Origin of the sequence: Pseudomonas sp. NPDC089741 (assembly GCF_044748825.1) — a bacterium.
GTDB lineage: Bacteria > Pseudomonadota > Gammaproteobacteria > Pseudomonadales > Pseudomonadaceae > Aquipseudomonas > Aquipseudomonas helmanticensis.
Map to the genome: position 1 here is coordinate 228851 of NZ_JBIVGT010000006.1, position 23379 is coordinate 252229.

The 23379-nt window shown below is 60.3% G+C and carries 22 protein-coding genes; 11 read left to right on the top strand and 11 right to left on the bottom strand.

Features of this window, described 5'->3' with window-relative positions; translation table 11 throughout:
• Nucleotides 1–138: 138 nt before the first annotated feature.
• On the top strand, nucleotides 139–1179 hold the full coding sequence (locus ACIPZE_RS09455; RefSeq protein ID WP_283436588.1) for an Ldh family oxidoreductase: 1041 nt from the start codon (nucleotides 139–141) through the stop codon (nucleotides 1177–1179).
• Nucleotides 1180–1251: 72 nt separating this feature from the next.
• Here ACIPZE_RS09455 and ACIPZE_RS09460 read toward each other — a convergent pair whose 3' ends face one another.
• Entirely contained in the window at nucleotides 1252–1569 is a 318-nt protein-coding gene (locus tag ACIPZE_RS09460) for a YqjD family protein (protein WP_016982860.1), read from the bottom strand.
• 154 nt (nucleotides 1570–1723) lie between these two features.
• Between ACIPZE_RS09460 and ACIPZE_RS09465 the strand changes: the two genes are divergently transcribed.
• Nucleotides 1724–1978: a hypothetical protein gene (locus ACIPZE_RS09465; protein WP_007917411.1), complete on the top strand. Its 255-nt coding sequence runs from the start codon at nucleotides 1724–1726 to the stop codon at nucleotides 1976–1978.
• A gap of 6 nt (nucleotides 1979–1984) precedes the next feature.
• On the opposite strand, the gene ACIPZE_RS09470 is transcribed toward ACIPZE_RS09465, so the two are convergent.
• A complete protein-coding gene (locus tag ACIPZE_RS09470; RefSeq protein ID WP_400772577.1) occupies nucleotides 1985–2893 on the bottom strand; it encodes a LysR family transcriptional regulator in 909 nt (302 codons plus the stop codon).
• 84 nt (nucleotides 2894–2977) lie between these two features.
• Here ACIPZE_RS09470 and ACIPZE_RS09475 point away from each other — a divergent pair, with 84 nt between their 5' ends.
• Nucleotides 2978–3901, top strand: a complete 924-nt coding sequence (locus ACIPZE_RS09475) for a carbon-nitrogen hydrolase family protein (RefSeq protein ID WP_400772578.1) — start codon at nucleotides 2978–2980, stop codon at nucleotides 3899–3901.
• Between the two features lie 180 nt (nucleotides 3902–4081).
• Here the strand turns inward: ACIPZE_RS09475 and ACIPZE_RS09480 are convergent, their stop codons facing one another.
• The 3 genes from ACIPZE_RS09480 to ACIPZE_RS09490 all read right to left on the bottom strand — a co-directional run bounded on the left by ACIPZE_RS09480 (nucleotide 4082) and on the right by ACIPZE_RS09490 (nucleotide 7202).
• Entirely contained in the window at nucleotides 4082–4555 is a 474-nt protein-coding gene (locus tag ACIPZE_RS09480) for an LEA type 2 family protein (RefSeq protein WP_129393566.1), read from the bottom strand.
• A 66-nt stretch (nucleotides 4556–4621) separates the two neighbouring features.
• Nucleotides 4622–6088 carry a nucleobase:cation symporter-2 family protein gene (locus ACIPZE_RS09485; RefSeq protein WP_283436585.1) on the bottom strand — a complete coding sequence of 489 codons (1467 nt, stop codon included), beginning with the start codon at nucleotides 6086–6088 and terminating at the stop codon, nucleotides 4622–4624.
• Nucleotides 6089–6302: 214 nt separating this feature from the next.
• Nucleotides 6303–7202, bottom strand: a complete 900-nt coding sequence (locus ACIPZE_RS09490) for a LysR family transcriptional regulator (protein ID WP_400772581.1) — start codon at nucleotides 7200–7202, stop codon at nucleotides 6303–6305.
• A 99-nt stretch (nucleotides 7203–7301) separates the two neighbouring features.
• On the opposite strand from ACIPZE_RS09490, the gene ACIPZE_RS09495 reads away from it, so the two are divergent.
• A complete protein-coding gene (locus ACIPZE_RS09495) occupies nucleotides 7302–8393 on the top strand; it encodes a polyamine ABC transporter substrate-binding protein (RefSeq protein ID WP_400772583.1) in 1092 nt (363 codons plus the stop codon).
• Nucleotides 8394–8411: 18 nt separating this feature from the next.
• Nucleotides 8412–9371: an agmatinase gene (gene speB, locus ACIPZE_RS09500; protein ID WP_400772585.1), complete on the top strand. Its 960-nt coding sequence runs from the start codon at nucleotides 8412–8414 to the stop codon at nucleotides 9369–9371.
• Between the two features lie 105 nt (nucleotides 9372–9476).
• On the opposite strand, the gene ACIPZE_RS09505 is transcribed toward speB, so the two are convergent.
• Nucleotides 9477–10529, bottom strand: a complete 1053-nt coding sequence (locus tag ACIPZE_RS09505; protein ID WP_283436581.1) for an aldo/keto reductase — start codon at nucleotides 10527–10529, stop codon at nucleotides 9477–9479.
• A gap of 210 nt (nucleotides 10530–10739) precedes the next feature.
• Here ACIPZE_RS09505 and zapE point away from each other — a divergent pair, with 210 nt between their 5' ends.
• The 3 genes from zapE to ACIPZE_RS09520 all read left to right on the top strand — a co-directional run bounded on the left by zapE (nucleotide 10740) and on the right by ACIPZE_RS09520 (nucleotide 13100).
• Nucleotides 10740–11858: a cell division protein ZapE gene (gene zapE, locus ACIPZE_RS09510; protein WP_283436580.1), complete on the top strand. Its 1119-nt coding sequence runs from the start codon at nucleotides 10740–10742 to the stop codon at nucleotides 11856–11858.
• Between the two features lie 17 nt (nucleotides 11859–11875).
• Nucleotides 11876–12457 carry a DinB family protein gene (locus tag ACIPZE_RS09515; protein ID WP_283436579.1) on the top strand — a complete coding sequence of 194 codons (582 nt, stop codon included), beginning with the start codon at nucleotides 11876–11878 and terminating at the stop codon, nucleotides 12455–12457.
• A 145-nt stretch (nucleotides 12458–12602) separates the two neighbouring features.
• Entirely contained in the window at nucleotides 12603–13100 is a 498-nt protein-coding gene (locus ACIPZE_RS09520) for a GNAT family N-acetyltransferase (RefSeq protein ID WP_400772587.1), read from the top strand.
• Between the two features lie 83 nt (nucleotides 13101–13183).
• Here the strand turns inward: ACIPZE_RS09520 and ACIPZE_RS09525 are convergent, their stop codons facing one another.
• The 4 genes from ACIPZE_RS09525 to ACIPZE_RS09540 form a co-directional block, all read right to left on the bottom strand.
• The gene (locus ACIPZE_RS09525) at nucleotides 13184–13393 is read right to left on the bottom strand and encodes a hypothetical protein (protein WP_129393582.1); all 210 of its coding nucleotides are present in this window, start codon (nucleotides 13391–13393) and stop codon (nucleotides 13184–13186) included.
• A gap of 150 nt (nucleotides 13394–13543) precedes the next feature.
• Nucleotides 13544–15790 (bottom strand): TonB-dependent siderophore receptor, encoded by a 2247-nt coding sequence (locus tag ACIPZE_RS09530; RefSeq protein WP_400772589.1) that lies wholly within the window; start codon nucleotides 15788–15790, stop codon nucleotides 13544–13546.
• 246 nt (nucleotides 15791–16036) lie between these two features.
• Nucleotides 16037–17785, bottom strand: coding sequence for a phosphoethanolamine transferase CptA (locus ACIPZE_RS09535; RefSeq protein WP_400772590.1), 1749 nt, complete (start codon nucleotides 17783–17785; stop codon nucleotides 16037–16039).
• Nucleotides 17786–17984: 199 nt separating this feature from the next.
• Entirely contained in the window at nucleotides 17985–18167 is a 183-nt protein-coding gene (locus tag ACIPZE_RS09540; RefSeq protein ID WP_400772592.1) for a DUF6026 family protein, read from the bottom strand.
• Nucleotides 18168–18441: 274 nt separating this feature from the next.
• Here ACIPZE_RS09540 and gnd point away from each other — a divergent pair, with 274 nt between their 5' ends.
• The 3 genes from gnd to ACIPZE_RS09555 are packed head-to-tail and all read left to right on the top strand — an operon-like array spanning nucleotide 18442 to nucleotide 21757.
• On the top strand, nucleotides 18442–19422 hold the full coding sequence (gene gnd / locus ACIPZE_RS09545; protein WP_129393590.1) for a phosphogluconate dehydrogenase (NAD(+)-dependent, decarboxylating): 981 nt from the start codon (nucleotides 18442–18444) through the stop codon (nucleotides 19420–19422).
• Complete coding sequence (gene zwf, locus ACIPZE_RS09550) at nucleotides 19419–20942, top strand: glucose-6-phosphate dehydrogenase (RefSeq protein ID WP_129393592.1); 1524 nt, start codon at nucleotides 19419–19421, stop codon at nucleotides 20940–20942. Before gnd ends, zwf begins: the two co-directional genes overlap by 4 nt.
• Entirely contained in the window at nucleotides 20939–21757 is an 819-nt protein-coding gene (locus ACIPZE_RS09555) for an HAD family hydrolase (protein WP_283436577.1), read from the top strand. Before zwf ends, ACIPZE_RS09555 begins: the two co-directional genes overlap by 4 nt.
• 110 nt (nucleotides 21758–21867) lie before the next feature.
• On the opposite strand, the gene nhaB is transcribed toward ACIPZE_RS09555, so the two are convergent.
• A complete protein-coding gene (gene nhaB, locus ACIPZE_RS09560) occupies nucleotides 21868–23370 on the bottom strand; it encodes a sodium/proton antiporter NhaB (protein WP_283436576.1) in 1503 nt (500 codons plus the stop codon).
• Nucleotides 23371–23379 lie beyond the last annotated feature (9 nt).

The following is a 23379-nucleotide window of genomic DNA, read 5'->3' on the forward strand; positions in this document are numbered from 1 at the left end:
ATAGTTACCGCACACAAGGGGTGCAGATGTGCATGGGCGCTTCTGAACGGTTGACAGCACCCGGGCCTGACGTGGTTAATCGCAGGGCAAGCCATTAGTACGCTGTTGTTCCCTCCAATAATTAGTCTGGAGCTTCAGATGTCTGCGCCACACGATGCTGTGTCTTCTGCTGTCTCGCCCGCGTTGTCGCTCGAAGCGCTGACGCAGTTGCTCGAAAAGGTTTTCCTGCGCCACGGAACGTCCGCGCCTGTCGCACGTTCGCTGGCGGCCAACTGCGCCGGGGCTGAACGTGACGGCGCCCACAGTCATGGCGTATTTCGCATCCCCGGTTATGTCTCGACACTCAAGAGCGGTTGGGTCAACGGTCAGGCCGTGCCACTGGTCGAGGATGTGGCGTCCGGTTTCGTGCGGGTCGATGCCGGCAACGGCTTTGCGCAACCGGCGCTTGCGGCGGCCCGCCCGCTATTAGTGGAAAAGGCACGCAACGCCGGGATCGCGGTGTTGGCGATTCGTAATTCCCATCACTTTGCCGCGCTGTGGCCGGACGTCGAACCTTTTGCCGAAGAAGGCCTGGTGGCGCTCAGCGTGGTCAACAGCATGACCTGCGTGGTGCCGCACGGCGCCGACCGGCCGCTGTTCGGCACCAATCCGATCGCATTCGCTGCCCCACGAGCCGGCGGCGCACCGATTGTCTTCGACCTGGCAACCAGCGCCATTGCGCATGGTGATGTGCAGATCGCCGCGCGCAAGGGCGAGCGCTTGCCTCCGGGTATGGGCGTGGACGGCCTCGGCCAGCCAAGCTGCGATCCGAAAGCCATTCTTGAGGGCGGGGCGTTGCTGCCGTTCGGCGGCCACAAGGGCTCGGCGCTGTCGATGATGGTGGAATTGCTCGCCGCGGCGTTGACCGGGGGCAATTTTTCCTTCGAGTTCGACTGGTCGAACCATCCGGGCGCACGGACGCCTTGGACTGGTCAGTTGCTGATTGTCATCGATCCGAGCAAAGCCGCCGGGCAGGACTTCGCCGCGCGCAGTCAGGAACTGGTGCGACAGATGCACGGCGTCGGTTTGAAGCGTTTGCCGGGCGACCGTCGCCATTGGCAGCGCGCGCGCTCGCTGGCCGAAGGCATTGCGCTGGATGAGCAAACCTTGGCGCAGCTGCGCGAACTGGCGGGGGATTGAACGCATTGCAGGCATGAAAAAGGCGAGCCACAGGGCTCGCCTTTTTCTTGTCTGTTACATGCTCGCGATGTTTCAACGACGACCGAGCAACAACCCGACCACGAGGCCGAAGCCTGCGGAAATTGCCACGGTTTGCCATGGATGACCGCCAATGTAGCTCTCGGTTGCGTCGACGGCCGGCTTGGTGCGATCGCGTACGCTGGAGACCGAATCCAGCGCTTGCTGCAGTTTCAGGGCGATTTGCCCGCGCAGGGTTTCCGCTTCTTCACCGACCAGCGATGCGCTGCTCTTGAGCAGTTTGTCCGACTCTTCGATCAGAGCCTGAAGTTCGCTGAAGGCCTGATCCTTGATTTGGTCTTCGGCGGCTTGAACGGCGGATTTCCGGGCCATTGGGTGACTCCTTGCAGGTGAATGGACAGTGATCAATGGAGTGTGGCGCTGCGTAAAAAGTTGCACTGAATTTAGGTCAGGAATAAAAACCTGCGCAGGAGATTTCCGTCGAGCGTGTAAGATGTCGCCATTTTACGCAGCAGGATAATTCCCCATGAGTTTCAATCTGGCCGACAAATCCCTCGCAGAGCGCGCGGCGCTGGAAGACGAGAAATCCCGTCTGTTCGAACTCTGGCAGAACAATCTGGGCAAAGCCAAAGGTGAGGCTGCGCGGTTGTTCGGCGAGCGCGGCAAGCGTAAAGGCAAGTGGGCCGAGTGGGTGCGTGCGGAGCTGGACGGCATGTCGCCGCCGGAGTTTGCCAATATGGTGCGCAGTGAAGTCAACCGGCTGATGGCGGCGAACAAGTAAGGTTTTTTACCTGAAGCTGGCGGCGATCGCCTCACGCACTTTGACCACCACCGGATCGATCTGCGTACTGGTCCGCCAACCCAGTTCGATCGGGTAGCGCGGCAAATCCAGCGGGCAGGGCAGCAGTGTCAGACCGCTGAGCGCAGCGATACGCTCGGCGGCGTGCGTCGGGATCGTCGCCACAGCCTGACTGCCGATTAGCAGGTAGGGCAACGCCGCGAAATGCGTGGTCGAGGCGCATACCCGGCGGCTTCGGCCCAGCGCCGCGAGGCCTTCATCGGTGATGCCGATAAAGCCGCCGGACGACACCAGCAGGTGTTCGCGCGCGACAAACTCCTCCAGCGTAATGTGCTGCTGGCCCGGTGCAAGGCTTGCCGGATCGACCAGACAGGCATAACCGCCTTCCCCCAAGACCTGCCGACTGAGCAGGCGTTCGGCAAAGCCGCCAGCGGTGATCGCCAGGTCAATACTGCGCTCCATCAGCGCCCGCGCGACGATCTGGCTGTGGGTCTGCCGGAAGATCAGCCGCAGTTTCGGCGCACTGCGGGCGATTTCTTCGATCAAGCGTCGGCCGTAGGCAATTTCAAAATCATCCGACAGGCCGACCGTCACCGAACGGCCTTCGTACTGATTGGCCGCCGGGTCGACCATGGCCAGGCTTTGCCGGCATTTGTCCAGCGCCTCGCTGACCACCGGTTTCAGTTGATTGGCCTTGAGTGTCGGCGCCAGGCCACGGCCGGTACGCACGAACAACTGATCGCCATAGACCTCGCGCAATCGACGCAACGCCGCGCTGACCGCCGATTGAGTCACGTTCAGACGCAGGGCCGCGCGGCTTGCGCTCGATTCCTCGTGCAGGGCTTCGAAGACTTTCAGCAGATTGAGGTCGACGTTGGCGATATTCATTTGGCTCATATCATTCAGCAGTGATCGGGGCTTTATTCATGATCCCTTGGCGCCGGAGAATCAGCAACCTCTGAACCTGATGGAGTGATCGCGATGCCCAAGTCAATTGTTGCTGCCCTGCAGATCGGCGCCTTGCCCGGCGGCATAGGCGAAACCCTGGAACAGATTCTCGCTTGGGAAAACGCAATCATCGAAGCCGGCGCGGCGCTGGTGGTGATGCCGGAAGCCGTGCTCGGCGGTTATCCGAAAGGCGAAAGTTTCGGCACGCAATTGGGCTATCGACTGCCTGAGGGGCGTGAGGCCTATGCGCGTTACTTCGCCAATGCCATCGATGTGCCGGGCGCGGAAACCGCAGCGCTGGCCGGTTTGTCCGCACGCACTGGCGCCAATCTGGTGATCGGAGTCATCGAGCGGGCAGGCAGCACCTTGTATTGCACGGTGCTGTATTTCGACCCGCAAGCCGGATTGCTCGGCAAACACCGCAAATTGATGCCAACCGGCACCGAACGACTGATCTGGGGCAAGGGCGACGGCTCGACCTTGCCGGTGCTCGACAGCCAGGTCGGCAAACTTGGCGCGGTGGTCTGCTGGGAAAACATGATGCCGTTGCTGCGCACGGCGATGTACGCCAAAGGTATTGAAGTGTGGTGTGCGCCGACTGTGGATGAGCGCGAGATGTGGCAAGTCAGCATGCGGCACATTGCACATGAAGGGCGCTGCTTTGTGGTCAGTGCGTGCCAGGTGCAGGCATCGCCAAACGAGTTGGGGCTGGAGATAGCCAATTGGCCGGCGGATCGGCCATTGATTGCTGGCGGCAGCGTGATCGTCGGGCCGATGGGCGATGTGCTGGCAGGACCGTTGCGCGGCGAGGCCGGACTGTTGACCGCCGAGATCGACACCGATGAACTGGTGCGGGCGCGGTATGACTACGACGTGGTGGGGCACTATGCGCGGCCGGACGTGTTCGAGTTAACTGTGGATGAGCGCGCGAAACCCGGCGTACGCTTCAACACCTGATCGCCAACCCGCACCACCCTGTAGGAGCTGCCGCAGGCTGCGATCTTTTGATCTTGATTGTAAAAACAGGATCAAAAGATCGCAGCCTGCGGCAGCTCAGGGTGAGGGTTTAACGGCGATGCAGCCGCAGGGGTAGGGTTTAGCGGCGATGCAGCCATTCTTGGGGAGACTGCGGCATGTTTACCAGGTCGCGGCAGTCGCCTTGGGCAGGCTCAGGGTGCCGCTGTCGACAAAACGCATGGTGCCGAACACGCCACCGGCGAGTTTGCCGCGTAGCACGTATGGCAGGTTATCGAGGGTTTGCGTCTGGCTCAGGCCGAGTGTCTGGCGCAGTACCGAGAACGCCGAAACGCTGACCGGGACGCTGACGATGGTTTCCGAGAAACGCCCGATCGAGCCGCCCTGGTCGCTGACACCGGATGCCAGTGAATGACCGTTGACCTCCAGATCCAGGGCAATGCCGGTGTAGTCGATCGCGGTTTCATTAGGGTTCTGCACACGAATCTTGATCGCGAAACGCACTTCCAGATCCTGGCTCGGCAGGGGTTCGAGCCCGACTACGTTGATGTTCACCGGATCACGATCGGGAAACAGCGCGCAGGCGCTGAGCGACAACAGCAGTACTGACAGAATGACGGCGTGGAGGCGGCGCATAAACGGTCTCTCAACTAAAAAGGGCTGAACCGTTGCCGGTGCAGCCCTTTCTAAACAGGCTGGACGTTAACGGTTCAACTGTGCGACAGCCGCCGGTCGGGCAGGTTCAGCTTTGGCCGGCATCTCCGGGTTTTCCATGACCTGAAGAATAGAAGCTTCCGGATCGAAATCGTCTTCTTCCAGCTCGATGAATTCTTCCGGCAGGAAGATGTTCAGCACGATAGCGCACAACGCACCGACGGTGATCGGCGATTCGAAAATGTTGCGTAGCGCTTGCGGCAGCTCACGCAGGACTTCCGGTACCGCCGCAATGCCCAGGCCCATGCCCAGCGAAATGGCGACGATGAGCATGTTGCGTCGATGCAGACCGGCCTCCGCGAGGATCTTGATACCGGCGACGGCGACGGTGCCGAACATCACCAGTTCGGCGCCACCGAGCACCGGTTTTGGCATCAGTTGCAACACCGCACCGATCATTGGGAACAGGCCCAGCAGCACCAACAGGCCGGCGATGAAGAAGGCGACGTAGCGGCTGGCCACACCGGTTAGCTGAATCACGCCGTTGTTCTGCGCGAAGGTCACCATTGGCATGCTGTTGAACACGGCCGCCATGGCCGAGTTGAGACCGTCTGCAAGCAGGCCGGACTTGATGCGGCGAATGTACAGCGGGCCTTTGACCGGTTGCCGCGAGATCATCGAGTTGGCCGTCAGGTCGCCCGCAGCCTCCAGCGGCGACACGAGGAAAATCACCGCAACCGGGACGAAGGCTACCCAGTCGAAATTGAAACCGTATTTGAACGGCACCGGCACGCTGACCAGCGGCACCTCGGGCATCGAGGCGAAATCCACGGTGCCCATCATCCAGGCGACCACGTAACCGAGGGTCAGGCCTATAACGATTGCGCCCAGGCGCAGGAACGGCACGTCGACGCGGTTCAGCACCACAATCGTGCCAATCACCAGTGCGGCGAGAAACAGATGACCGGATGCACCGAGATCCGCTGCGCCAAAACCGCCGGCAATGTCGGTCATCGCCACTTTGATCAGCGACAGGCCCATCAAGGTGATGATGGTGCCGGTCACCACCGGGGTGATCAGCATGCGCAGTTTGCCGATGAATTGGCTGAGCACCACCTCGATGAAGGCGGCGAAGAAGCACACCCCGAAGATTGTCGAAAGAATCTCATCGGTACCGCCGCCACGGGCCTTGACCATGAAGCCGGCGCTGAGAATCACGCTGATAAAGGAAAAACTGGTGCCTTGCAGGCACAGCAACCCCGAACCCACCGGGCCGAAACGTTTGGCCTGAACGAACGTGCCGAGGCCGGAGACGAACAGCGCCATGCTGATCAGGTAGGGGATTTCGCTGTGCAGGCCGAGGGCGCCGCCCATGATCAGGGTCGGGGTGATGATGCCGACGAAGCTGGCCAATACGTGTTGCAGCGCGGCAAACACGGTGGCAGTCAGGTGCGGACGGTCGTTGAGGCCGTAGATCAGATCGTTGTTGCGCGGGACTTTTTCAGAGGCGGTCATGGTGATTTGCGCGCCGCGAGGCGGGGCCGGGTCAGAAAATGGAGGCGCAGGATGCCGGAAGAGGGCAGCGAGGGCAACGAGCAATAACTGCCTGAAAGGTCAGGTTTTATTGGGGTGAGGAGCTGAACCGATTCTGTAGGAGCTGCCGAAGGCTGCGATCTTTTGATTTTGTTTTTTTGGATCAAGATCAAAAGATCGCAGCCTCCGGCAGCTCCTACACAGGTTTGAAGGCAGCCAATAAGTCCTGTTCGAAGGCTTTTTGCGCGTCACCCGGCACCTGCGCCCGATGCCGGGCCAGATGAAACGCCACCTCGAAACTCAACTCACCCTCACGCACCGGCCGCAGCAGACCTTTCGCCTGCCAGCTGCGCGCATAGTGATCAGGCAGGTAGCCGACGTGTCTGCCGGAGAGAATAAACGCCAGCGTGCCCTCGACCTGCTCCGAGCGCGCCGAACACAGCTTGCCCTGAAACGGCTCGTCGCTGCGCAGGAAGCGATACGGATGATCAACCCGGTCGCACGCCTGCAACGCTTCATCGCTGGGCGCTGCGTCGGTAAACAGTGGATGCCCCGGCGCGCAATACAAATGCTGGGTTTCACTGAACAACTGGCGATAGTCGAACGCGCTTTGCACCTGCGAAAAATAACCGATGGCCAGGTCGAGTCGCTGTTGCAGAAGCAGGCGCTCCATCTCGCCGGGCATCGCGCTGATCAACTCGATACGGACCGACTCGTCACGCTCGCGAAACCGCCGGATCGCTTCGGCGACACGTTGCAATACCGAGGGCTCGACCGCCTCGGAAATGCCCAGGCGCACTTCGCCGATCAGACGCCCGGCCACGCCGTTGGATTGATGGCGGAATATTTCGATCGATTCAAACAGGCTGCGCGCCGCCAGCAGCAACTGCTCGCCCTTCGGCGTGACGCTGAAACCAGCCTTGCCACGGCTGCACAAACGATAGCCGAGACGGGTTTCGAGTTTGGCCATTTGCTGGCTGATGCTCGATTGGCTCAGGCCCAGATCACCCTGCGCAGCGCTGAAACCACCGCACTCGACCACGCGGACAAACAGGCGCAACAACTGCAAATCAACATCGTGGAGCTGACCGAGCATCACATTACTCCGGGGTAAAGTCAGGATAATTATTCAGCTATTTTTCTAATGTATGCGACGGCGCATTCTGCCACCACTTCCTCCGGTCAGGTGTTCGTCATGGCTCCCGTGTTCAAGCTGTGTTTCCCCGCGCTGTTGTTGTCCGTGGTCATCAATGCTCAGGCCGAGGACAAAACCCTCAATCTCTATAGCTGGGCCGATTATGTGCCGCCGCAAACCTTGCAACGTTTCGAGCAGGAAACCGGCATTCACGTGCGTTACGACACCTTTGACACCTCCGAGGTACTGGAAACCAAACTGCTCACTGGCGGCAGCGGTTATGACGTGGTGGTGCCGTCATCCAGTGTGCTGGCGCGCGGTTTGGCGGCGGGGGCCTTGAAGGAAATCCCCCACGAGGGACTCAAGGGCTACGCCAATCTGGATCCGGACTTGCTGGAAAAACTCGCCGCCGTCGATCCCGGCAACCGTTATGGCGTGCCGTACACCTGGGGCACTTTGGGCCTGGGCATGAACGTTGAAGCAGTGAAGCAGCGTCTGCCCGATGTGCCGCTGAACAGCCTTGATCTGCTGTTCAAGCCCGAATACGCCAGCAAGCTCAAGGACTGCGGGATTGCGATTCTCGATTCGCCGCAAGAGGTCATCGGCCTCGCGCTGCACTACCTCGGCAAAGATCCCTATAGCACCGACAAGAACGATCTCGCTGCCGCCGAGGCGTTGTTGCAAAAACTCCAGCCGTCGGTGCTCTACGTCGCCACCGGCCGACAGATCAATGATCTGGCCAGCGGTAACGTGTGCCTGGCGCTGACCTACAACGGTGACGCGAGCATGGCCGCCGATCAGGCGCGCAAAGCCAACAAGCCGTTCGAAGTGGCGTATCGCATTCCAAGGGAAGGCACGCTGATCTGGCAGGACAATCTGGCGATTCCCAAGGACGCGCCACACCCCGAGGCCGCGCGGGCGTTCATCGAATTCATGTTGCGCGCCGATTCGGTGGCCGAGCTGACCAATACGCTGTTTTTTGCCACCGCCAACCAGGCCGCGACACCGCTGGTGGATGAGGCGGTGCGCAACGATCCGGACATCTACCCACCGGCCGAGGTGCGCGACCTGCTCTACGCGGACCGCAGCATGAGCCTCAAGGACATGCGTCAGCGCACCCGTCTCTGGACCACTTTCCGTAGCCATCAATAACCAAAGGAGCGCGCCGAAATGGACGTGCCAATGCAGAACGATCAGGCGATGACGCGCGACAGCCTCTACGGCACTGCCGCCGAAAGCACCTACGCCGGCATCACCAGTTTCATGCGCCGTCGTTACAGCCGGGATTTGCGCGGTGTCGACGTGGCCGTCAGCGGCGTGCCATTCGACACCGCCACCAGCAATCGTCCGGGTGCACGCTTCGGGCCACGCGGGATTCGCGCGGCGTCCACCGGGATTGCCTGGGAGCGCCACTGGCCATGGGCGTTCGATCCGTTCGATCATCTCGCGGTGGTCGATTACGGCGATTGCGACTTCGATTACGGTTCCCCGCAGACCATCCCGGAGAGCATCGAGGCGCATGCCGGGCGGATTCTTGAATCCGGTAGCGCCATGCTGACCTTTGGCGGCGACCATTTCATCAGCTACCCGCTGCTCAAGGCCCATGCGCGCAGACATGGCACGCTGTCACTGATCCATTTCGATGCGCACAGCGACACCTGGCCGGACGAGGAGGGCAAACGTGTCGATCACGGCACCATGTTCTGGCATGCCGCGCGGGAAGGGCTGGTTGATCCGGCGCGTTCGGTGCAGATCGGCCTGCGCACGACCAATGATGATCACATGGGCTTTCAGGTGCTCGATGCGCGACAAGTGCACCGGCGTGGCTGCGAGGCGATTGTCGAAGCGATTCGCGCGCGGGTCGGCGATAACCCGGTGTACCTGACGTTCGATATCGACTGCCTCGATCCGGCCTTTGCGCCTGGCACCGGTACGCCGGTATGCGGCGGCTTGAGCACGGTGCAGGCGCTGGAAATTCTCGGTGGCTTGCGTGGGATCAACCTGGTCGGCATGGACGTCGTCGAAGTCGCTCCGGCCTACGATCACGCCGACGTCACCTCGCTGGCCGCCGCCACCCTGGCCATGGAAATGCTCTGCCTTTATGCAGCCAGGCACAAAGTCGACCTCTAACACTCAGCGCATACCCCTGTAGGAGTGAGCCTGCTCGCGATAGCGCCGGATCAGCCAGCACATGTTCTACTGACCCGTCGCCCTCGCGAGCAAATCTCTGCCGCCTCACGCCACTGGAATCTTTGGCAAATCCAGCATCGAAGAAGCGGTATAACGCGGTGCCGAGCTGACAATCGTCTCGTGCGGCACACCCGCCGGCACGCTGCTGATGCCGTCAAGCCGGGCCAGTTGCGCGTCGCTCAACTGCACATCGAGTGCACCCAGGGTTGCATCGAATTGTTCGCGGGTGCGGGAGCCGAGGATCGGGATCAGTGCGGTGCTTGAACGTTTGGCTTTTTCCCGGAGCCAGGCAATGGCGACGTGGGTCGGGCTGGTGTCGAGTTCGACTGCGACAGCAAGCAGGGTGTCGAGGAGGGCGGTTTCCCGGGCGCTCTTTTCGGCATGCACCAGCATGCCCAGTTTGGCCGCGCGGTTGTTGTCGTCGCTGTTGCGATATTTTCCGGTGAGGAAGCCGCCGCCCAGTGGTGACCAGAGCGTGGCCGCCAAACCGAGAGCTTCCGCCATGGGCAGCAACTCGCGCTCGGCGCTGCGTTCGGCCAGGCTGTATTCGACCTGAATCGCGGCAATCGGCGCGAACCCGCGTATCTCCGCGAGCAGGTCGGCGCGGGCTATGCGCCATGCCGGGAAATTCGACAGTCCGGCGTAGTGAATTTTCCCAGCACGAACCAGGTCATCAAAGCCGCGCAGGATTTCTTCCATCGGCGTCACGCCATCGCTGATATGGGCCCAGAACAGATCGATGTGATCGGTGTTCAGGCGTTTCAGACTCTCTTCGACGGCGCGCACCATGTTTTTACGGCTGTTGCCGGTGTGTGAAATACCGTCTGCCGGTGTAGTCCCCATGCTGTATTTAGTGGCGATCACCAGACGATCACGTTCCGTGGCAATGAATTCGCTGAGCATCGATTCCGATTGCCCGCCCTGATAGCCATTAGCGGTATCAATGAAGTTGCCCCCGGCCTCGAGATAGCCATCAAAGATGCGCTTGGCTTCATCGCGCTCGGCGCCGTGACCCCAACCGGTGCCGAAGTTGCCCGCGCCGAGCGCCAGTTCCGAAACGCGCAAGCCGGTTTTACGACCAAAAACCTTATAATGCATAGCGACGTCCTCGATGAAAAACGGTTTGAAAATTACGAGTGAAATATGACGCCAATATGATGCTGGTAATATTCACTGTCAAGACGCTTGTCGCTCAACGGTCAGTCCCGGAAGTTCGGCACAGTTGCGCTATACATTCCGATCCAACGAGCAGGGGGAAAATCGCGCGGCTGGATACCTCCCGGTGAGCATCGTGGCATACTGCCGCGCATGACTTTCGACTCTCCCCTCAGCGCCTGGCAGCATGCCATCGAGCACAAGGGCTTCATCCAGGATGAAGCCCAGGAGCACGCCGTCTGGGCGTTGCAAAAATGCCACGAAGCCTTGCATGCCGGTGCCCGCTCGGTCAGCGGTGTGTATTTGTGGGGGCCGGTCGGGCGCGGCAAGACCTGGCTGATGGATCAGTTCTATCAGACCCTGCGGGTGCCGGCGCGGCGTCAACACTTTCATCATTTCATGGGCTGGGTGCACCAACGCTCATTCCAGTTGACCGGCATCGCCGATCCATTGCGGGCGCTGGCCAAGGAGCTGGCGGCTGAAGTGCGAGTGCTGTGTTTCGATGAACTGTTCGTCAACGACATCGGCGACGCGATCATTCTTGGCCGCTTGTTTCAGGTGATGTTCGACGAAGGCGTCGTCGTGGTCTGCACCTCGAATCTGCCGCCGGACGAGCTGTACGCCGATGGTTTCAATCGCGACCGCTTTACCCCGGCAATCGCGGCAATCAAGGCGCATATGCAAGTTGTTGCGGTCAATGGCGCCGAGGATCATCGTTTGCATCCGGGGGCCATCGAGCAACGCTTCTTTGTCGCCGCGCCGGACTCGCCCAGCGCCCTGGATGAGGTATTCCGGACGCTGACACAAGGGCAGGCCTCCAGCTGCGAACCAGTGCCGGTCGGCCATCGGACACTCAACGTGGTGCGGGCCAGTGAATCGGTGCTGTGGTGTCGCTACGCTGATCTGTGCGAACAACCCTTTGCCGCCATGGATTTCATCGCGCTGTGCGATACCTACCGGGCTATCCTGATGAGCGACGTGCCCAATCTCAGCGCGCAGAAACGCGAGGGGCGGATTGCTCGCGGCACTGAAGACGGTGCTGAGCGTGTGATCGCCGGGGATCGCGAGCTGCCGCAGTTGTCAGTGCACGACGATGGCGTGCGCCGGTTCATTGCGCTGGTCGATGAGTGCTACGACCGCAAGGTGCCGCTGTACATCGAGGCACAAGTGCCGATGCCTGCGCTGTATACCGAGGGTTATCTGGAATTCCCGTTCCGCCGCACCCTCAGTCGTTTGCAGGAGATGCAGTTGCAGCGCTTTGCCGAAGCTTGAGTGAAGAGGGCGCAGACATGACCCAGCCGCTATCCCATCATCTGCTGACCATGGCCTATCAAAATGCCTGGGCCAATCATCGCCTGGCCAAGGCCTGGACGCAGCTCGATGACGCTGAGCTGGCAGCGCAACGGGTGAGTTTCTTCCCCAGCATTCGCTTGACCCTCAATCATGTTCTGACCTGCGACTGGTTCTACGTTGACGCACTGGAACGGGAACTGCGTGGTGACGAACCGCATCCTGACTGCTACGTGTTTTTCAATCTGGACGAGCCGTTCATCGAGGCCAGTCCGTTGCGCGCAGAGCAGGCCCATGTCGATCGACGGCTGATCGCCTATTGCGAGCAGTTGCGCGATGACAGCCTGGGACGGATCGTCACCATCGCCCGCGACACGCCGCAACACGACAGCCGTCTGCGCATGCTCTCGCACCTGTTCGAGCACCAGATCCATCATCGTGGCCAGGTGCACGCGATGCTCAGTGATACGCGGGTGCAACCGCCGCAACTGGACGAGTTCTTCTGCGCGGGGGAGGCTGGGTTGCGGGCTGCGGATTTCGCTGAATTGGGATGGACGGAAGAGTTGATCTGGGGGCATTGATAGATCAAGAGATCGCAGCCTTCGGCAGCTCCTGCATGGGAATTGCCCCTCCAGGGTTGTCGCCAGGGCTGGCGGCGCGCTAAGGTCGAGCTGCCTTTCAGTGCGCACTTTGCGCGCCGGGGTATTTGTGTGTTCGGGGATGGAAATGGATTCCGCAGAGATTCTTGTGCTTCAAGCCAGCTATAGCAATCCGGTGCACGCCGAGGCCATTGGTGTGGTGCTCAATCACTATGCCGAAGATCCCATGGGGGGCGGCCAGCCGATCGACCCTGAATTGCTGCGCCGGGTGCCGGAAGAACTGGCTCGCCGACCGTATGCCTTCAGTGTGCTGGCATTCGTGGGGGGGGAACCGGCGGGGCTGGTGAACTGCTTTGAAGGTTTTTCGACGTTTGCCTGCAAGCCGCTGGTCAACGTGCATGACGTGGCAGTGGCGAGCAAGTTTCGCGGGCTTGGGCTGAGCCAGAAGATGCTCCGTAAGGTCGAGGAGATTGCCCGCCAGCGCGGCTGCTGCAAGATCACCCTGGAAGTCCTCGAAGGTAATGACGTGGCACAGAACGCCTACCGCAAATTCGGCTTCGCCCCGGGCATGTTCAACCCGGATCACGGGCAGATGCTGTTCTGGATCAAGAATCTGCAAGCATAAAAAAAGGCGCCCGGACAGGGCGCCCAACTGTCTCTTCCGGGCCAGAGCGGAGCCACGGAAGGTGCATCGGTTGCTCGATAAACTCAGTTGCGATAAGACTCGGTCACTTGCGCCGTCTGGTCGGCGGGTACGCGGATTTCCTTCGCCTGAGCGTCACTCGTTTGCTCGCTCTGCGCGTGGTGTACCGGGAAGTTGTCGTAGTAATAACGCATGCGTTCGGCGCCGCCTTCAGCGAAAGCGCTGGCGGAGCCGAGAGCAAGTAGTGCGGTAAGGATTGCGGTAGTGATTTTCATGGTGCCTCCTACTGAACAAGTCGGAGCCGTTCGTCCATGAAGCAGATCTCGGGGGAGATTTTCTCCCCGCGTAATTAACTCGGGGTTAAGTGCAGCCCGCGGCGAGGGGGCAAGCCCCCTCGCCACAGGGTTAGCGGTGTGTTGAAGGGATCAGAGCTTCCAGTCCAGGCTCAATGTCACCGTGCGCGGATCGCCCCAGTACACGCCGTTGTAGAAGCCGACGTTGTCGTAATATTTCTTGTCGAACAGGTTGTCGACGTTCAGCGACGCTGACAGGTGCTTGTCGAATTCATAGCGCGACATCAGGTTGACCACGGTGTAGGCGTCCTGATTGATTCGCGTACGTTCGGTGAGGATCCGGCCATTGGCGCCGCGCCCGACCGGACGGTTGGCGGTGCCGTAGACATCGCTTTGCCAATTCACCGCACCGCCCACGGTCAGGGCGCTCCAGTGGCCCGGCAAGCGATAGGCGGTGGACAAACGCAACATGTTCAGTGGCTGGTTGGTGTTGCTGCGTTGCTTTTCGCCATCGGCCGAGTGGGTGTAGGTGTAACCGGCGGTCATGTTCCAGCCATTGAGGATCTCGCCCGAGACCTCAGCTTCGAAGCCGTTGACCTTGTTGCCCTGGCCGCCGCTCTTGTAGAACTCCTCGCCGGTAACCGGATCCGGGGCGACCGAATCGTCGACTTCGGCGACGTTGTCCTGTTTGCTCCAGAACAACGCTGTCGACAGATTCAGACGCTCCTCGAGCAAGCTGCCCTTGAGCCCCAACTCGTAATTGCTGCCCACCACCGGATCGAGGTAGTTGCGACTGCTGTCGCGATTACTCTGCGGTTTGAAGATATCGGTGTAGCTGACGTACGCGGTGTATTCCGGTGTCAGGTCGTAGAGCAGGCCGGCGTAAGGTGTCCATACGTCATTCTGGCTCTGGCTGGTGGCATCAACCTTGGTCAACTGCAGCTGACTGTCGTAGTAGCTGTCGCGACTGGATTCTTCCCAACTGCCGTAGCGGCTGCCGATCACGGCATGTAGTTGCTCGGTGAAATTCAGGCGTGTTGCCAGGTAACCAGCCTTTTGCCGGGTCTTGCCCTTGGAGCCGCTCAGGCCGGTGACAGTGTCAGGGAATTTGCCGATGTCGCCCATGTACTTCCAGTCACGGATGTTTTCGTAATCTGCTGCGCGCGGGTCGTCGTAGGCGTAGGGCGAATCGGCGCGGCGTTCGGCCTCGCCGTAGCCGAACATCAGTTCGTGTTCGCGACCGAGCAGCGAGTAGGGGCCGGAGATGTTGAAGTCATAGGCCTTCATGCTCTGTTCGCCGATCATGTGGCCCATGTAGGCGCTCATGCCGCTACGATCAGCTTCGGGGAAGCCGCCACCGCCGTAGTAAGTCTTGCCGTCGCTGTCACTGTTGCGATGGGTATACGCGGCTTTCAGATGCCAGCCCGCCGCCAATTGCTGGTCGAGCGTGGCGAAAGCGGTCTTGTCGCGCATCGGCCAGGAACTCCATGAGGTCGCCATGTTGGTCGAGCGACCGAGCCCAGCCTTGCTGCCATCGGCATTCCAGTACGGCACGGTGCCCCAGGAACTGCCTTGCACGTGTTTGTCCTGATAGTCGTAACCGACGGCCAGCACGGTGGATTCAGTCAGGTCGGCTTCGAGGATGCCGTAGCCGACTTCGCGTTGCAGTGCGTACTTGTCGCGGATCGACTGGCTGTCGCGGTAAGCCAGCACCGTGCGCCCGCGCAAGCGGCCGTCGAAGGCCAGCGGGCCACCGACGTCGACGTAGCTGTAGTAATCGTCGTAGCTGCCGCCACTGACCCCGGCCAGCGCCTGTAACTGGGCGGTTGGTCGTTTGCGCACCATGTTGATGGTCGCCGAGGGGTCACCTGCACCGGTGGTCAATCCCGTCGCGCCGCGAACCACTTCGATGCGGTCGTAGATGATGGTGTCGGAATCGGACTTCATCCGATCGAAGGTGTTGAGCATCCCGTCGATCTGGAAATTGTTGATCGAATAGCCGCGCGAGGAATAGTCGACCCGATCGGAATCGAGGTGTTGCACGACAATGCCGGTGGTCTGACGCATGGCTTCGGACAATGTACCGAGTTTGAAATCATCCATCTGCTGGCGGGTGACCACGGACACCGATTGCGGGGTTTCCTTGATCGACAGGTTCATCCGTGTCGCGGTGCTCATCGCGCCGGTGGTGTAGGCCTCGGTGTTTTCGGTGGTGTTGCCCAGGCCTTGCGCAGTGACGCTGGTCGAAGCCAGTTCCAGCGCGGAGCTGGCGGGTTCGGGCGGTTGTTCAGCGGTGTTTTCAGCCAGCAGTTCGGCGCTGAAAGCAGCGCTGCACAGGCCAAGCGTGAGGGTCATGGAACGGGTGATGGGCGCGAACATCGCAGCCGACTCCTTGTCTTCGAGGGAAAAAATCCGTTTGTTCAAAGACGAAGCGAGAATCTGCGATTTAGTATCAAACGAGAAATATTATTATTTGAGGGCGTTTCCGAATCGGTAGAAGCTGCCGCAGGCTGCGATCTTTTGATCCTGTTTTTTCAGGGGCAAGATCAAAGGATCGCAGCCTGCGGCAGCTCCTACATGTCGGCGGTGTGCAATAAAAAGGGGCCAGTGATTGGCCCCTTGGTTTTACTGCTCGGCGGTGGCTGCGACCGCCGGATCGGGTTTTTTCGGCTTCATCAGGCTGAAGTCGATCAATGCCCTTTGCTCACGCTCGTAAGGGTTGCCGATCATCAATGGACGCGGCTTGAAGCTGTCGCTGACCAGGCTCTTGCTGCGATCGAGTTCGTCGAAGCTGAGGCCGGCCATGTCGGCCCAGGTGTGGATCAGGTGCGAGCTGCTGTAAGGCCGCCCCAGGTCACCGGCGAAATTCCAATTGTGGTTTTCCTTCCACTTCGGCGATGCCCAGGCCATGAACGGGATGGTGTACATCGGCGCGGTCGGTTTGTTTTCGTTGCGCCCCAGGGTTTTGTGGCCAACCGAATCGAAGACGTCTTCGCCGTGATCCGAGAGGTACAGCAGGAAGCCGTTCGGATCAGACTTGGCGTAATCCTTGATCAGGCTCGACACCACGAAGTCGTTGTACAGCACGGCGTTGTCGTAGCTGTTGTAAGTTGGCACCTGATCGTCGCGCAGGGCAGGCGGTACGCCTTCGCGGTCCTGGAACTTGTCGAAGCTCGGCGGATAACGGTACTGATAGCTCATGTGCGTGCCGAGCAGATGCACGACGATCAACTTGCGTGGCGCGGCATCGGCCAGGGCTTTGCTGAACGGCTCGATCACGTCGCCGTCGTACTGCGCGGCGTTCTGGTTGCGGTTGTTGTTCAGGTAGACCTGCTCGTCAGCCTGCTCGGAGAACGTCGTGAGCATGGTGTTGCGCTTGGTCATGGTCTGCTGGTTGGTGATCCAGAAGGTCTTGTAACCCGCCTGTTTCATCATGCTGACCAGCGACGGCGTCGACAGGTACAGATCCGGGCTTTCCTCATCGGCAAAGGTCAGCACTTGCTGCAACGCTTCGATCGTATACGGGCGCGGGGTGATGACATTGTCGAACACCGCCAGTTGATCCTTGAGCTTGTCGAGTTCCGGCGTGGTCTTGCGCGGATAACCGTAAAGGCTCATGCGTTGGCGGTTGGTCGATTCACCGATCACCAGCACCAAAGTCGCAGGCTGATTGGCGCCGGCATCCTTGAGATTGTGCAGCGGCGGGATCTTGCTCGCGCTGTGCAACATGCCCTGCATTTCGGCGAGGGTGTCGAGGTAACGGTGATAGGCCACAGCCATCTGCCACGGCACGGCCGGTTCGATACGGGTTTCGAACTTCTCGAAGCCGCCGGCGAAACTGCCGGTGCGCATCGTTTGCTTGACCAGCGGATAACCGACTACAGCGATAACGATGGCCAGCGCTGCCACGACCGCGCGGCCACGGGGCATGTACACCGGACGCAGGCGAGTCCACAGGAAATACGAGAACAGCGTGTGCGCGAGGAACGCCGGCACCATCCACCAGGCAAAGTACTGGGTCATGTACTCGCCGGCTTCAGAGATGTTCGACTCGAACATGATGAAGATCACGCTCTGAGAGAACTCCTGCTGATAGATGAAGAAATAACCCAGGCTGGCCATGGAACAGGCCCACAACACCACGCCGATGATCGCCGCGAGCAGTTTGGTGCGCTTGGGAAACAGCAGCATCGGTGCCAGCCAGATCGCGCTCATCACGAACGCCTGGCGGAACCCGGTGAAACCGGAGGTCCCGGTCAGCTGGATCAGCAGTTGGGTAATACCCGAGAAGTACCAGAAAAAAGCGAACAGCCAGAGAACACCGGCCCAGTCGAAACCTGTCGCAGTCGTTTTGCTGCGTTTGAACAATGCCATTCAGCACTCCAGCTCGATCGTCACAACCACCGCCGGAACGCTTCCATGAAACCGACGAACGGAGGCCGAACGCGTACGCCCGGCCAGAATGCGCCGGAGTATCGCCAAGCGAATGTGAAAACTTTGTTAGTTGCGGGTTACCGAAAGGGCAGGATCATGTCGGGAACGACACAGGTCGCTCCCGAAACAGGCGGGGAAATCAGGCGTGCGGGTGGCGCTGGACAACCGGCAGAGGCTTGGGCTGAACGCCCTGAGTCAACGCGCGCAATTGCGCCAGCTCCTGCTTGAGTTGGTCGCGCTCGTCTTTCAACTGGCGCAATTCTTCGCGACGGATTGTCACGTACAGGGTTTGTGGCGGCATTGCTGTGTGTACTGTGCCCATTGCTCACCTCGCAAATGGCGTGCATCAACTGTAAATAGCCCGCGCTTTTGCGGTGCTGACTTACTATCGGCGCCAATTTTGATTTCTTTTGCCTGTGATTGGAACTTTTTTATTTTTCATGGTCGGTGTGTCTTCGGCAGGATTCGGGGCGTTATCAGTCTGGATCGGGCACAATGCCCGGAAACTTCATCGCAACGCTCTGGACTAACCTCCATCAGCAGCGTTGGGCTATAACCAATGACACACATTTATTTGTAGTAAGGAGCATCAGCACATGCAACTCGGGATTATTGGACTGGGCCGCATGGGCGGCAATATTGCGCGGCGTCTGATGCTCAACGGTCACACCACCGTTGTTTACGACCGCAATACCGCTTTCATCGACACCCTGGTCGCCGAGGGCTCCACTGGCGTCGCCGACTTGCCGGCACTGGTTGCCGGTCTGGCCAAACCGCGTGCGGTCTGGGTCATGCTGCCGGCCGGCGCGCCGACTGAAGACACCATCGCCACTTTGAGCAATCTGCTGGAGGCCGGCGATACCATCATCGACGGCGGCAACACCAACTATAAGGATGATATCCGTCGGGCCAAGAGCCTGGCCGAGAAAGGCCTGCACTATATCGACGTCGGCACCTCCGGCGGCGTCTGGGGCCTGGAGCGCGGCTATTGCATGATGATCGGTGGCGACGCCGAAACCGTGCAGCGCCTCGACCCGCTGTTCGCCGCACTGGCACCGGGCATGGGTGACATCCCGCGCACCAAGGATCGCAAGTCCGACGACCATCGCGCCGAGCACGGCTACATCCACGCCGGTCCTGCCGGTGCCGGTCACTTTGTGAAGATGATTCACAACGGTATCGAATACGGCATGATGGCCGCGTTCGCTGAGGGCTTCGACATCCTCAAGACCAAATCCAGCGAGCGTCTGCCGGAAGATCAGCGTTTTGATCTCAACGTGGCTGACATCGCCGAAGTCTGGCGTCGTGGCAGCGTGGTGTCGTCGTGGTTGCTCGACTTGACCGCCGATGCACTGGCCAGCGATCCGAAGCTCGACGGCTTCTCCGGCTCTGTTGCGGACAGCGGCGAAGGTCAATGGACCATCGAAGCGGCCATGGAACAAGCGGTGCCGGTTCCGGTGCTGTCGAACTCGCTATTCTCGCGCTATCGCTCGCGCGGCCAGGGCACCTTTGGCGACAAGATTCTTTCGGCCCAGCGCTTCGGCTTCGGCGGCCACGTGGAGACACCGAAGAAATGACCCATACGATCCGCAGGAAATCCAAGGCAGAACCCGCACCACCGACCACGCTGTTTCTGTTCGGTGCCCACGGCGACCTGGTCAAGCGCTTGCTGATGCCGGCGCTGTACAACCTCAGTCGCGACGGCTTGCTTGACGAAAACCTGCGGATCGTTGGCGTTGACCACAACGCCATTACCGATGAGGCCTTCGCGCAGAAGCTCGAAGACTTCATCCGTACCGAAGTCGCGGCGAAAGTCGGCAAGGGCGATCAGATGCTTGATCCGGCCTTGTGGGCCAAGCTCGCCAAAGGTATCAGCTACGTCCAGGGCGACTTTCTGGACGACAGCACCTATTCCGCGCTGGCGGCGAAAATCGCCGCCAGCGGCACCGGCAATGCGGTGTTCTACCTGGCCACCGCGCCGCGTTTCTTCAGTGAAGTGGTGCGCCGTCTCGGCAGCGCCGGTTTGCTCGAAGAAACCCCCGAAGCCTTCAGAAGGGTGGTGATCGAGAAGCCGTTCGGCTCCGATCTGCACACCGCCGAAGCGTTGAACGCCTGTTTGCTCAAGGTGATGTCCGAGAAGCAGATCTATCGGATCGACCATTACCTGGGCAAGGAAACCGTGCAGAACATTCTGGTCAGCCGGTTCTCCAACAGCCTGTTCGAAGCCTTCTGGAACAACCATTACATCGACCACGTGCAGATCACGGCGGCGGAAACCGTCGGCGTCGAAACCCGTGGCAGTTTTTACGAACACACCGGTGCGCTGCGTGACATGGTGCCCAATCACCTGTTCCAGTTGCTGGCCATGGTTGCCATGGAACCGCCGGCGGCATTTGGCGCTGACGCGGTGCGCGGCGAGAAGGCCAAGGTGGTCGGCGCGATCCGCCCGTGGACTATCGAAGAGGCGCGGGCCAATTCGGTTCGCGGCCAGTACAGCGCTGGCGAGGTCGACGGCAAAGCGCTGAACGGTTATCGCCAGGAAGCCAACGTTGCCCCCGACAGCAGCACGGAAACCTACGTCGCGCTGAAAGTGATGATCGACAACTGGCGCTGGGTCGGCGTGCCGTTCTACCTGCGCACCGGCAAACGCATGAGCGTGCGCGACACCGAGATCGTCATCTGCTTCAAACCGGCGCCCTATGCGCAGTTCCGTGACACCGAAGTGGACGAATTGCAGCCGACTTATCTGCGCATCCAGATCCAGCCGAACGAAGGCATGTGGTTCGACCTGCTGGCCAAGCGGCCGGGGCCGGCGCTGAACATGGCCAACATCGAGCTGGGCTTTGCCTACAAGGATTTCTTCGAGATGCAACCGTCGACGGGGTACGAAACCCTGATCTACGACTGCCTGACCGGCGATCAGACGCTGTTCCAGCGCGCTGACAACATCGAGAATGGCTGGCGCGCCGTGCAGCCATTCCTCGACGCCTGGCAGCAGGACGCGAGCGTGCAGACTTATGCCGCCGGCGACGACGGCCCGCAAGCCGCCGAAGATTTGCTGACTCGCGATGGTCGCGTCTGGCATGGCCTCGGATGAGTGAGCTGACGAAACAACCCATCCGTTTTCTGCTCAGCGACATGGACGGCACGCTGTTGCTGCCCGATCACTCGCTGAGCCAGCGCACCATTGATGCGGTTCGCGCCTTGCGTGAGGCGGGCGTGCTGTTCAGTCTCGCCACCGGGCGACCGCCGAAAGCCATGTTGCAGCAGATCGAAGCCTTGGGCGTCGACTTGCCGACTGCGGCGTTCAACGGCGGCACGATCGTCAATCCGGACGGCAGTCTGCTGGTGGCGCATTACCTGCCGGCCACCACCGCGCTGATTACGCTGGCCACCTTTGCCGATCAGCCGGATGTCGAAATCTGGGTGTTCAGCGGCGGCGACTGGCTGCTCAAGGATCCGCACGGGCCAATGGTGCCACGCGAACAGCATGGCCTCGGCTATCCGCCGGTGGTGGTCGAGAGTTTCGAGCCGTATCTGGAGCGCATCGACAAGATTGTCGCGACCAGCAACAACACTGAGCTGCTGATCGAACTGGAGGCGCGCCTGATTCCGAAGGTCAACGGTATGGCGCAAGTCTCCCGCTCGCAACCGGTGTACCTCGACGTGACCGCGCTGGAAGCCAACAAAGGCACCGCACTGACGACGATTGCCGAACATCTGGGCATAGCGCTGGAACAGACCGCTGCGATTGGTGACGGCGGCAACGACCCGGCAATGTTCCACTGTGCGGGATTATCGATTGCCATGGGCCAGGCGGAAGACGCCGTAAAACGCCAAGCCGACGTGGTCACCGCCCCCAACACCGAAGACGGCGTCGCCGAGGCTATCGAAAAATACATCCTCCCGTAACACCTGTAGGAGCTGCCGAAGGCTGCGATCTTTTGATCTCGTTTTTATAAAGCAAGATCAAAAGATCGCAGCCTCGTTTCACTCGACAGCTCCTACAAAGTTTTGTGGGGTTAGAGCCAGTAGCTCACGGCGTACCAGCCGAGCAGGCCCATCACCACGGTATAGGGCAATGCCATCCACACCATCCGCCCGTACGACAATCGCACCAGCGGTGCAATCGCCGAGGTCAGCAGGAACAGAAACGCCGCCTGACCATTCGGTGTCGCCACGCTCGGCAGGTTGGTGCCGGTGTTGATCGCAATCGCCAGTGTTTCGAAATGCTCGCGGCTCATATGCCCGGAGAGGAATGCCTGCTTCACCTCGGTGATGTAGATCGTCGCGACAAACACGTTGTCACTGATCGCCGAGAGCAAGCCGTTGGCAATGAACAACATGCCCGGTTGCTGATCCGTCGGCAATGTCAGCACCCATTGGATCAGCGGGGCGAACAGTTGCTGATCGTGAATCACCGCGACCACCGCAAAAAACACCACCAACAGCGCAGTGAACGGCATGGCGTCCTTGAATGCGCTGCCCAGACGATGCTCATCGGTGATGCCGGTAAACGCGGTGATCAACACAATCACCATCAGACCAATCAGGCCGACTTCCGCCACATGAAAGGCCAGGCAGCCAATCAGGATCAATGCGGCAGCGCCCTGCACCAGCAGCGCAGCGCGTTGGCGCGGCGTGCGTTCGGCGTCGTCTTCAGCGGCGTAGTTGGCCAGCACGGCGCGCACGTTGTCCGGTAACAGCGTGCCGTAACCGAACCAGCGCAGTTTCTCCAGCAGTACGCAGGTCACCAGACCCGCTGCCAGCACCGGCATCGACACCGGTGCGACTTTCTGGAAGAACTCGCCGAAGTGCCAGCCCATTTCATGGCCGATCAGCAGGTTCTGTGGCTCGCCGACCAGCGTGCAGACACCGCCCAGCGCCGTGCCGACCGCACCGTGCATCAGCAGGCTGCGCAGGAACGCGCGGAATTGTTCGAGATCATCGTGATGCAGTCTGGGCAGGTTCTGATCGTCGCCAAACTCACTGTCCTGGCGCGGATCATTGCCCGAGGCCACCCGGTGGTAGACCGAGTAGAAGCCGACAGCGGCGCTGATAATCACCGCCGTCACTGTCAGTGCATCGAGAAACGCCGAGAGGAATGCCGAGAGAAAACAGAACAGCAGCGCCAGGATCGCTTTCGAGCGCACGCCCAACAACAGGCGCGAGAACAGGTACAGCAGCAGATCCTTCATGAAGTAGATGCCGGCCACCATGAACATCAGCAGCAGGATCACCGGAAAGTTGTGCACCAGCTCGTCATAAAGCGCCTGCGGCGTGGTCATCTTCAGCAGCAGCGCTTCGACCAGCAACAGACCGCCGGGCATCAGCGGATAGCATTTGAGCGCCATGGCCAGGGTAAAGATGAATTCGATGACCAGCAGCCAGCCTGCGGCTACTGGGCCGACGGTCCATAACACCAATGCATTGAGGATCAGGAAGCCGACGATGGTCGCCTTGTACCAGCGTGGCGAGTGCCCGAGAAAATTTTGCGCGAACGCCTGAGCCATTGAACCGGACATCGGTTGCTC

Excerpts from the sequence above, each read along its gene's own strand:
- ACIPZE_RS09455 (WP_283436588.1), top strand. The coding sequence starts at position 139 with ATGTCTGCGCCACACGATGCTGTGTCTTCTGCTGTCTCGCCCGCGTTG.
- ACIPZE_RS09460 (WP_016982860.1), bottom strand. The coding sequence starts at position 1,569 with ATGGCCCGGAAATCCGCCGTTCAAGCCGCCGAAGACCAAATCAAGGAT.
- ACIPZE_RS09465 (WP_007917411.1), top strand. The coding sequence starts at position 1,724 with ATGAGTTTCAATCTGGCCGACAAATCCCTCGCAGAGCGCGCGGCGCTG.
- ACIPZE_RS09470 (WP_400772577.1), bottom strand. The coding sequence starts at position 2,893 with ATGAGCCAAATGAATATCGCCAACGTCGACCTCAATCTGCTGAAAGTC.
- ACIPZE_RS09475 (WP_400772578.1), top strand. The coding sequence starts at position 2,978 with ATGCCCAAGTCAATTGTTGCTGCCCTGCAGATCGGCGCCTTGCCCGGC.
- ACIPZE_RS09480 (WP_129393566.1), bottom strand. The coding sequence starts at position 4,555 with ATGCGCCGCCTCCACGCCGTCATTCTGTCAGTACTGCTGTTGTCGCTC.
- ACIPZE_RS09485 (WP_283436585.1), bottom strand. The coding sequence starts at position 6,088 with ATGACCGCCTCTGAAAAAGTCCCGCGCAACAACGATCTGATCTACGGC.
- ACIPZE_RS09490 (WP_400772581.1), bottom strand. The coding sequence starts at position 7,202 with ATGCTCGGTCAGCTCCACGATGTTGATTTGCAGTTGTTGCGCCTGTTT.
- ACIPZE_RS09495 (WP_400772583.1), top strand. The coding sequence starts at position 7,302 with ATGGCTCCCGTGTTCAAGCTGTGTTTCCCCGCGCTGTTGTTGTCCGTG.
- speB (WP_400772585.1), top strand. The coding sequence starts at position 8,412 with ATGGACGTGCCAATGCAGAACGATCAGGCGATGACGCGCGACAGCCTC.
- ACIPZE_RS09505 (WP_283436581.1), bottom strand. The coding sequence starts at position 10,529 with ATGCATTATAAGGTTTTTGGTCGTAAAACCGGCTTGCGCGTTTCGGAA.
- zapE (WP_283436580.1), top strand. The coding sequence starts at position 10,740 with ATGACTTTCGACTCTCCCCTCAGCGCCTGGCAGCATGCCATCGAGCAC.
- ACIPZE_RS09515 (WP_283436579.1), top strand. The coding sequence starts at position 11,876 with ATGACCCAGCCGCTATCCCATCATCTGCTGACCATGGCCTATCAAAAT.
- ACIPZE_RS09520 (WP_400772587.1), top strand. The coding sequence starts at position 12,603 with ATGGATTCCGCAGAGATTCTTGTGCTTCAAGCCAGCTATAGCAATCCG.
- ACIPZE_RS09525 (WP_129393582.1), bottom strand. The coding sequence starts at position 13,393 with ATGAAAATCACTACCGCAATCCTTACCGCACTACTTGCTCTCGGCTCC.
- ACIPZE_RS09530 (WP_400772589.1), bottom strand. The coding sequence starts at position 15,790 with ATGTTCGCGCCCATCACCCGTTCCATGACCCTCACGCTTGGCCTGTGC.
- ACIPZE_RS09535 (WP_400772590.1), bottom strand. The coding sequence starts at position 17,785 with ATGGCATTGTTCAAACGCAGCAAAACGACTGCGACAGGTTTCGACTGG.
- ACIPZE_RS09540 (WP_400772592.1), bottom strand. The coding sequence starts at position 18,167 with ATGGGCACAGTACACACAGCAATGCCGCCACAAACCCTGTACGTGACA.
- gnd (WP_129393590.1), top strand. The coding sequence starts at position 18,442 with ATGCAACTCGGGATTATTGGACTGGGCCGCATGGGCGGCAATATTGCG.
- zwf (WP_129393592.1), top strand. The coding sequence starts at position 19,419 with ATGACCCATACGATCCGCAGGAAATCCAAGGCAGAACCCGCACCACCG.
- ACIPZE_RS09555 (WP_283436577.1), top strand. The coding sequence starts at position 20,939 with ATGAGTGAGCTGACGAAACAACCCATCCGTTTTCTGCTCAGCGACATG.
- nhaB (WP_283436576.1), bottom strand. The coding sequence starts at position 23,370 with ATGTCCGGTTCAATGGCTCAGGCGTTCGCGCAAAATTTTCTCGGGCAC.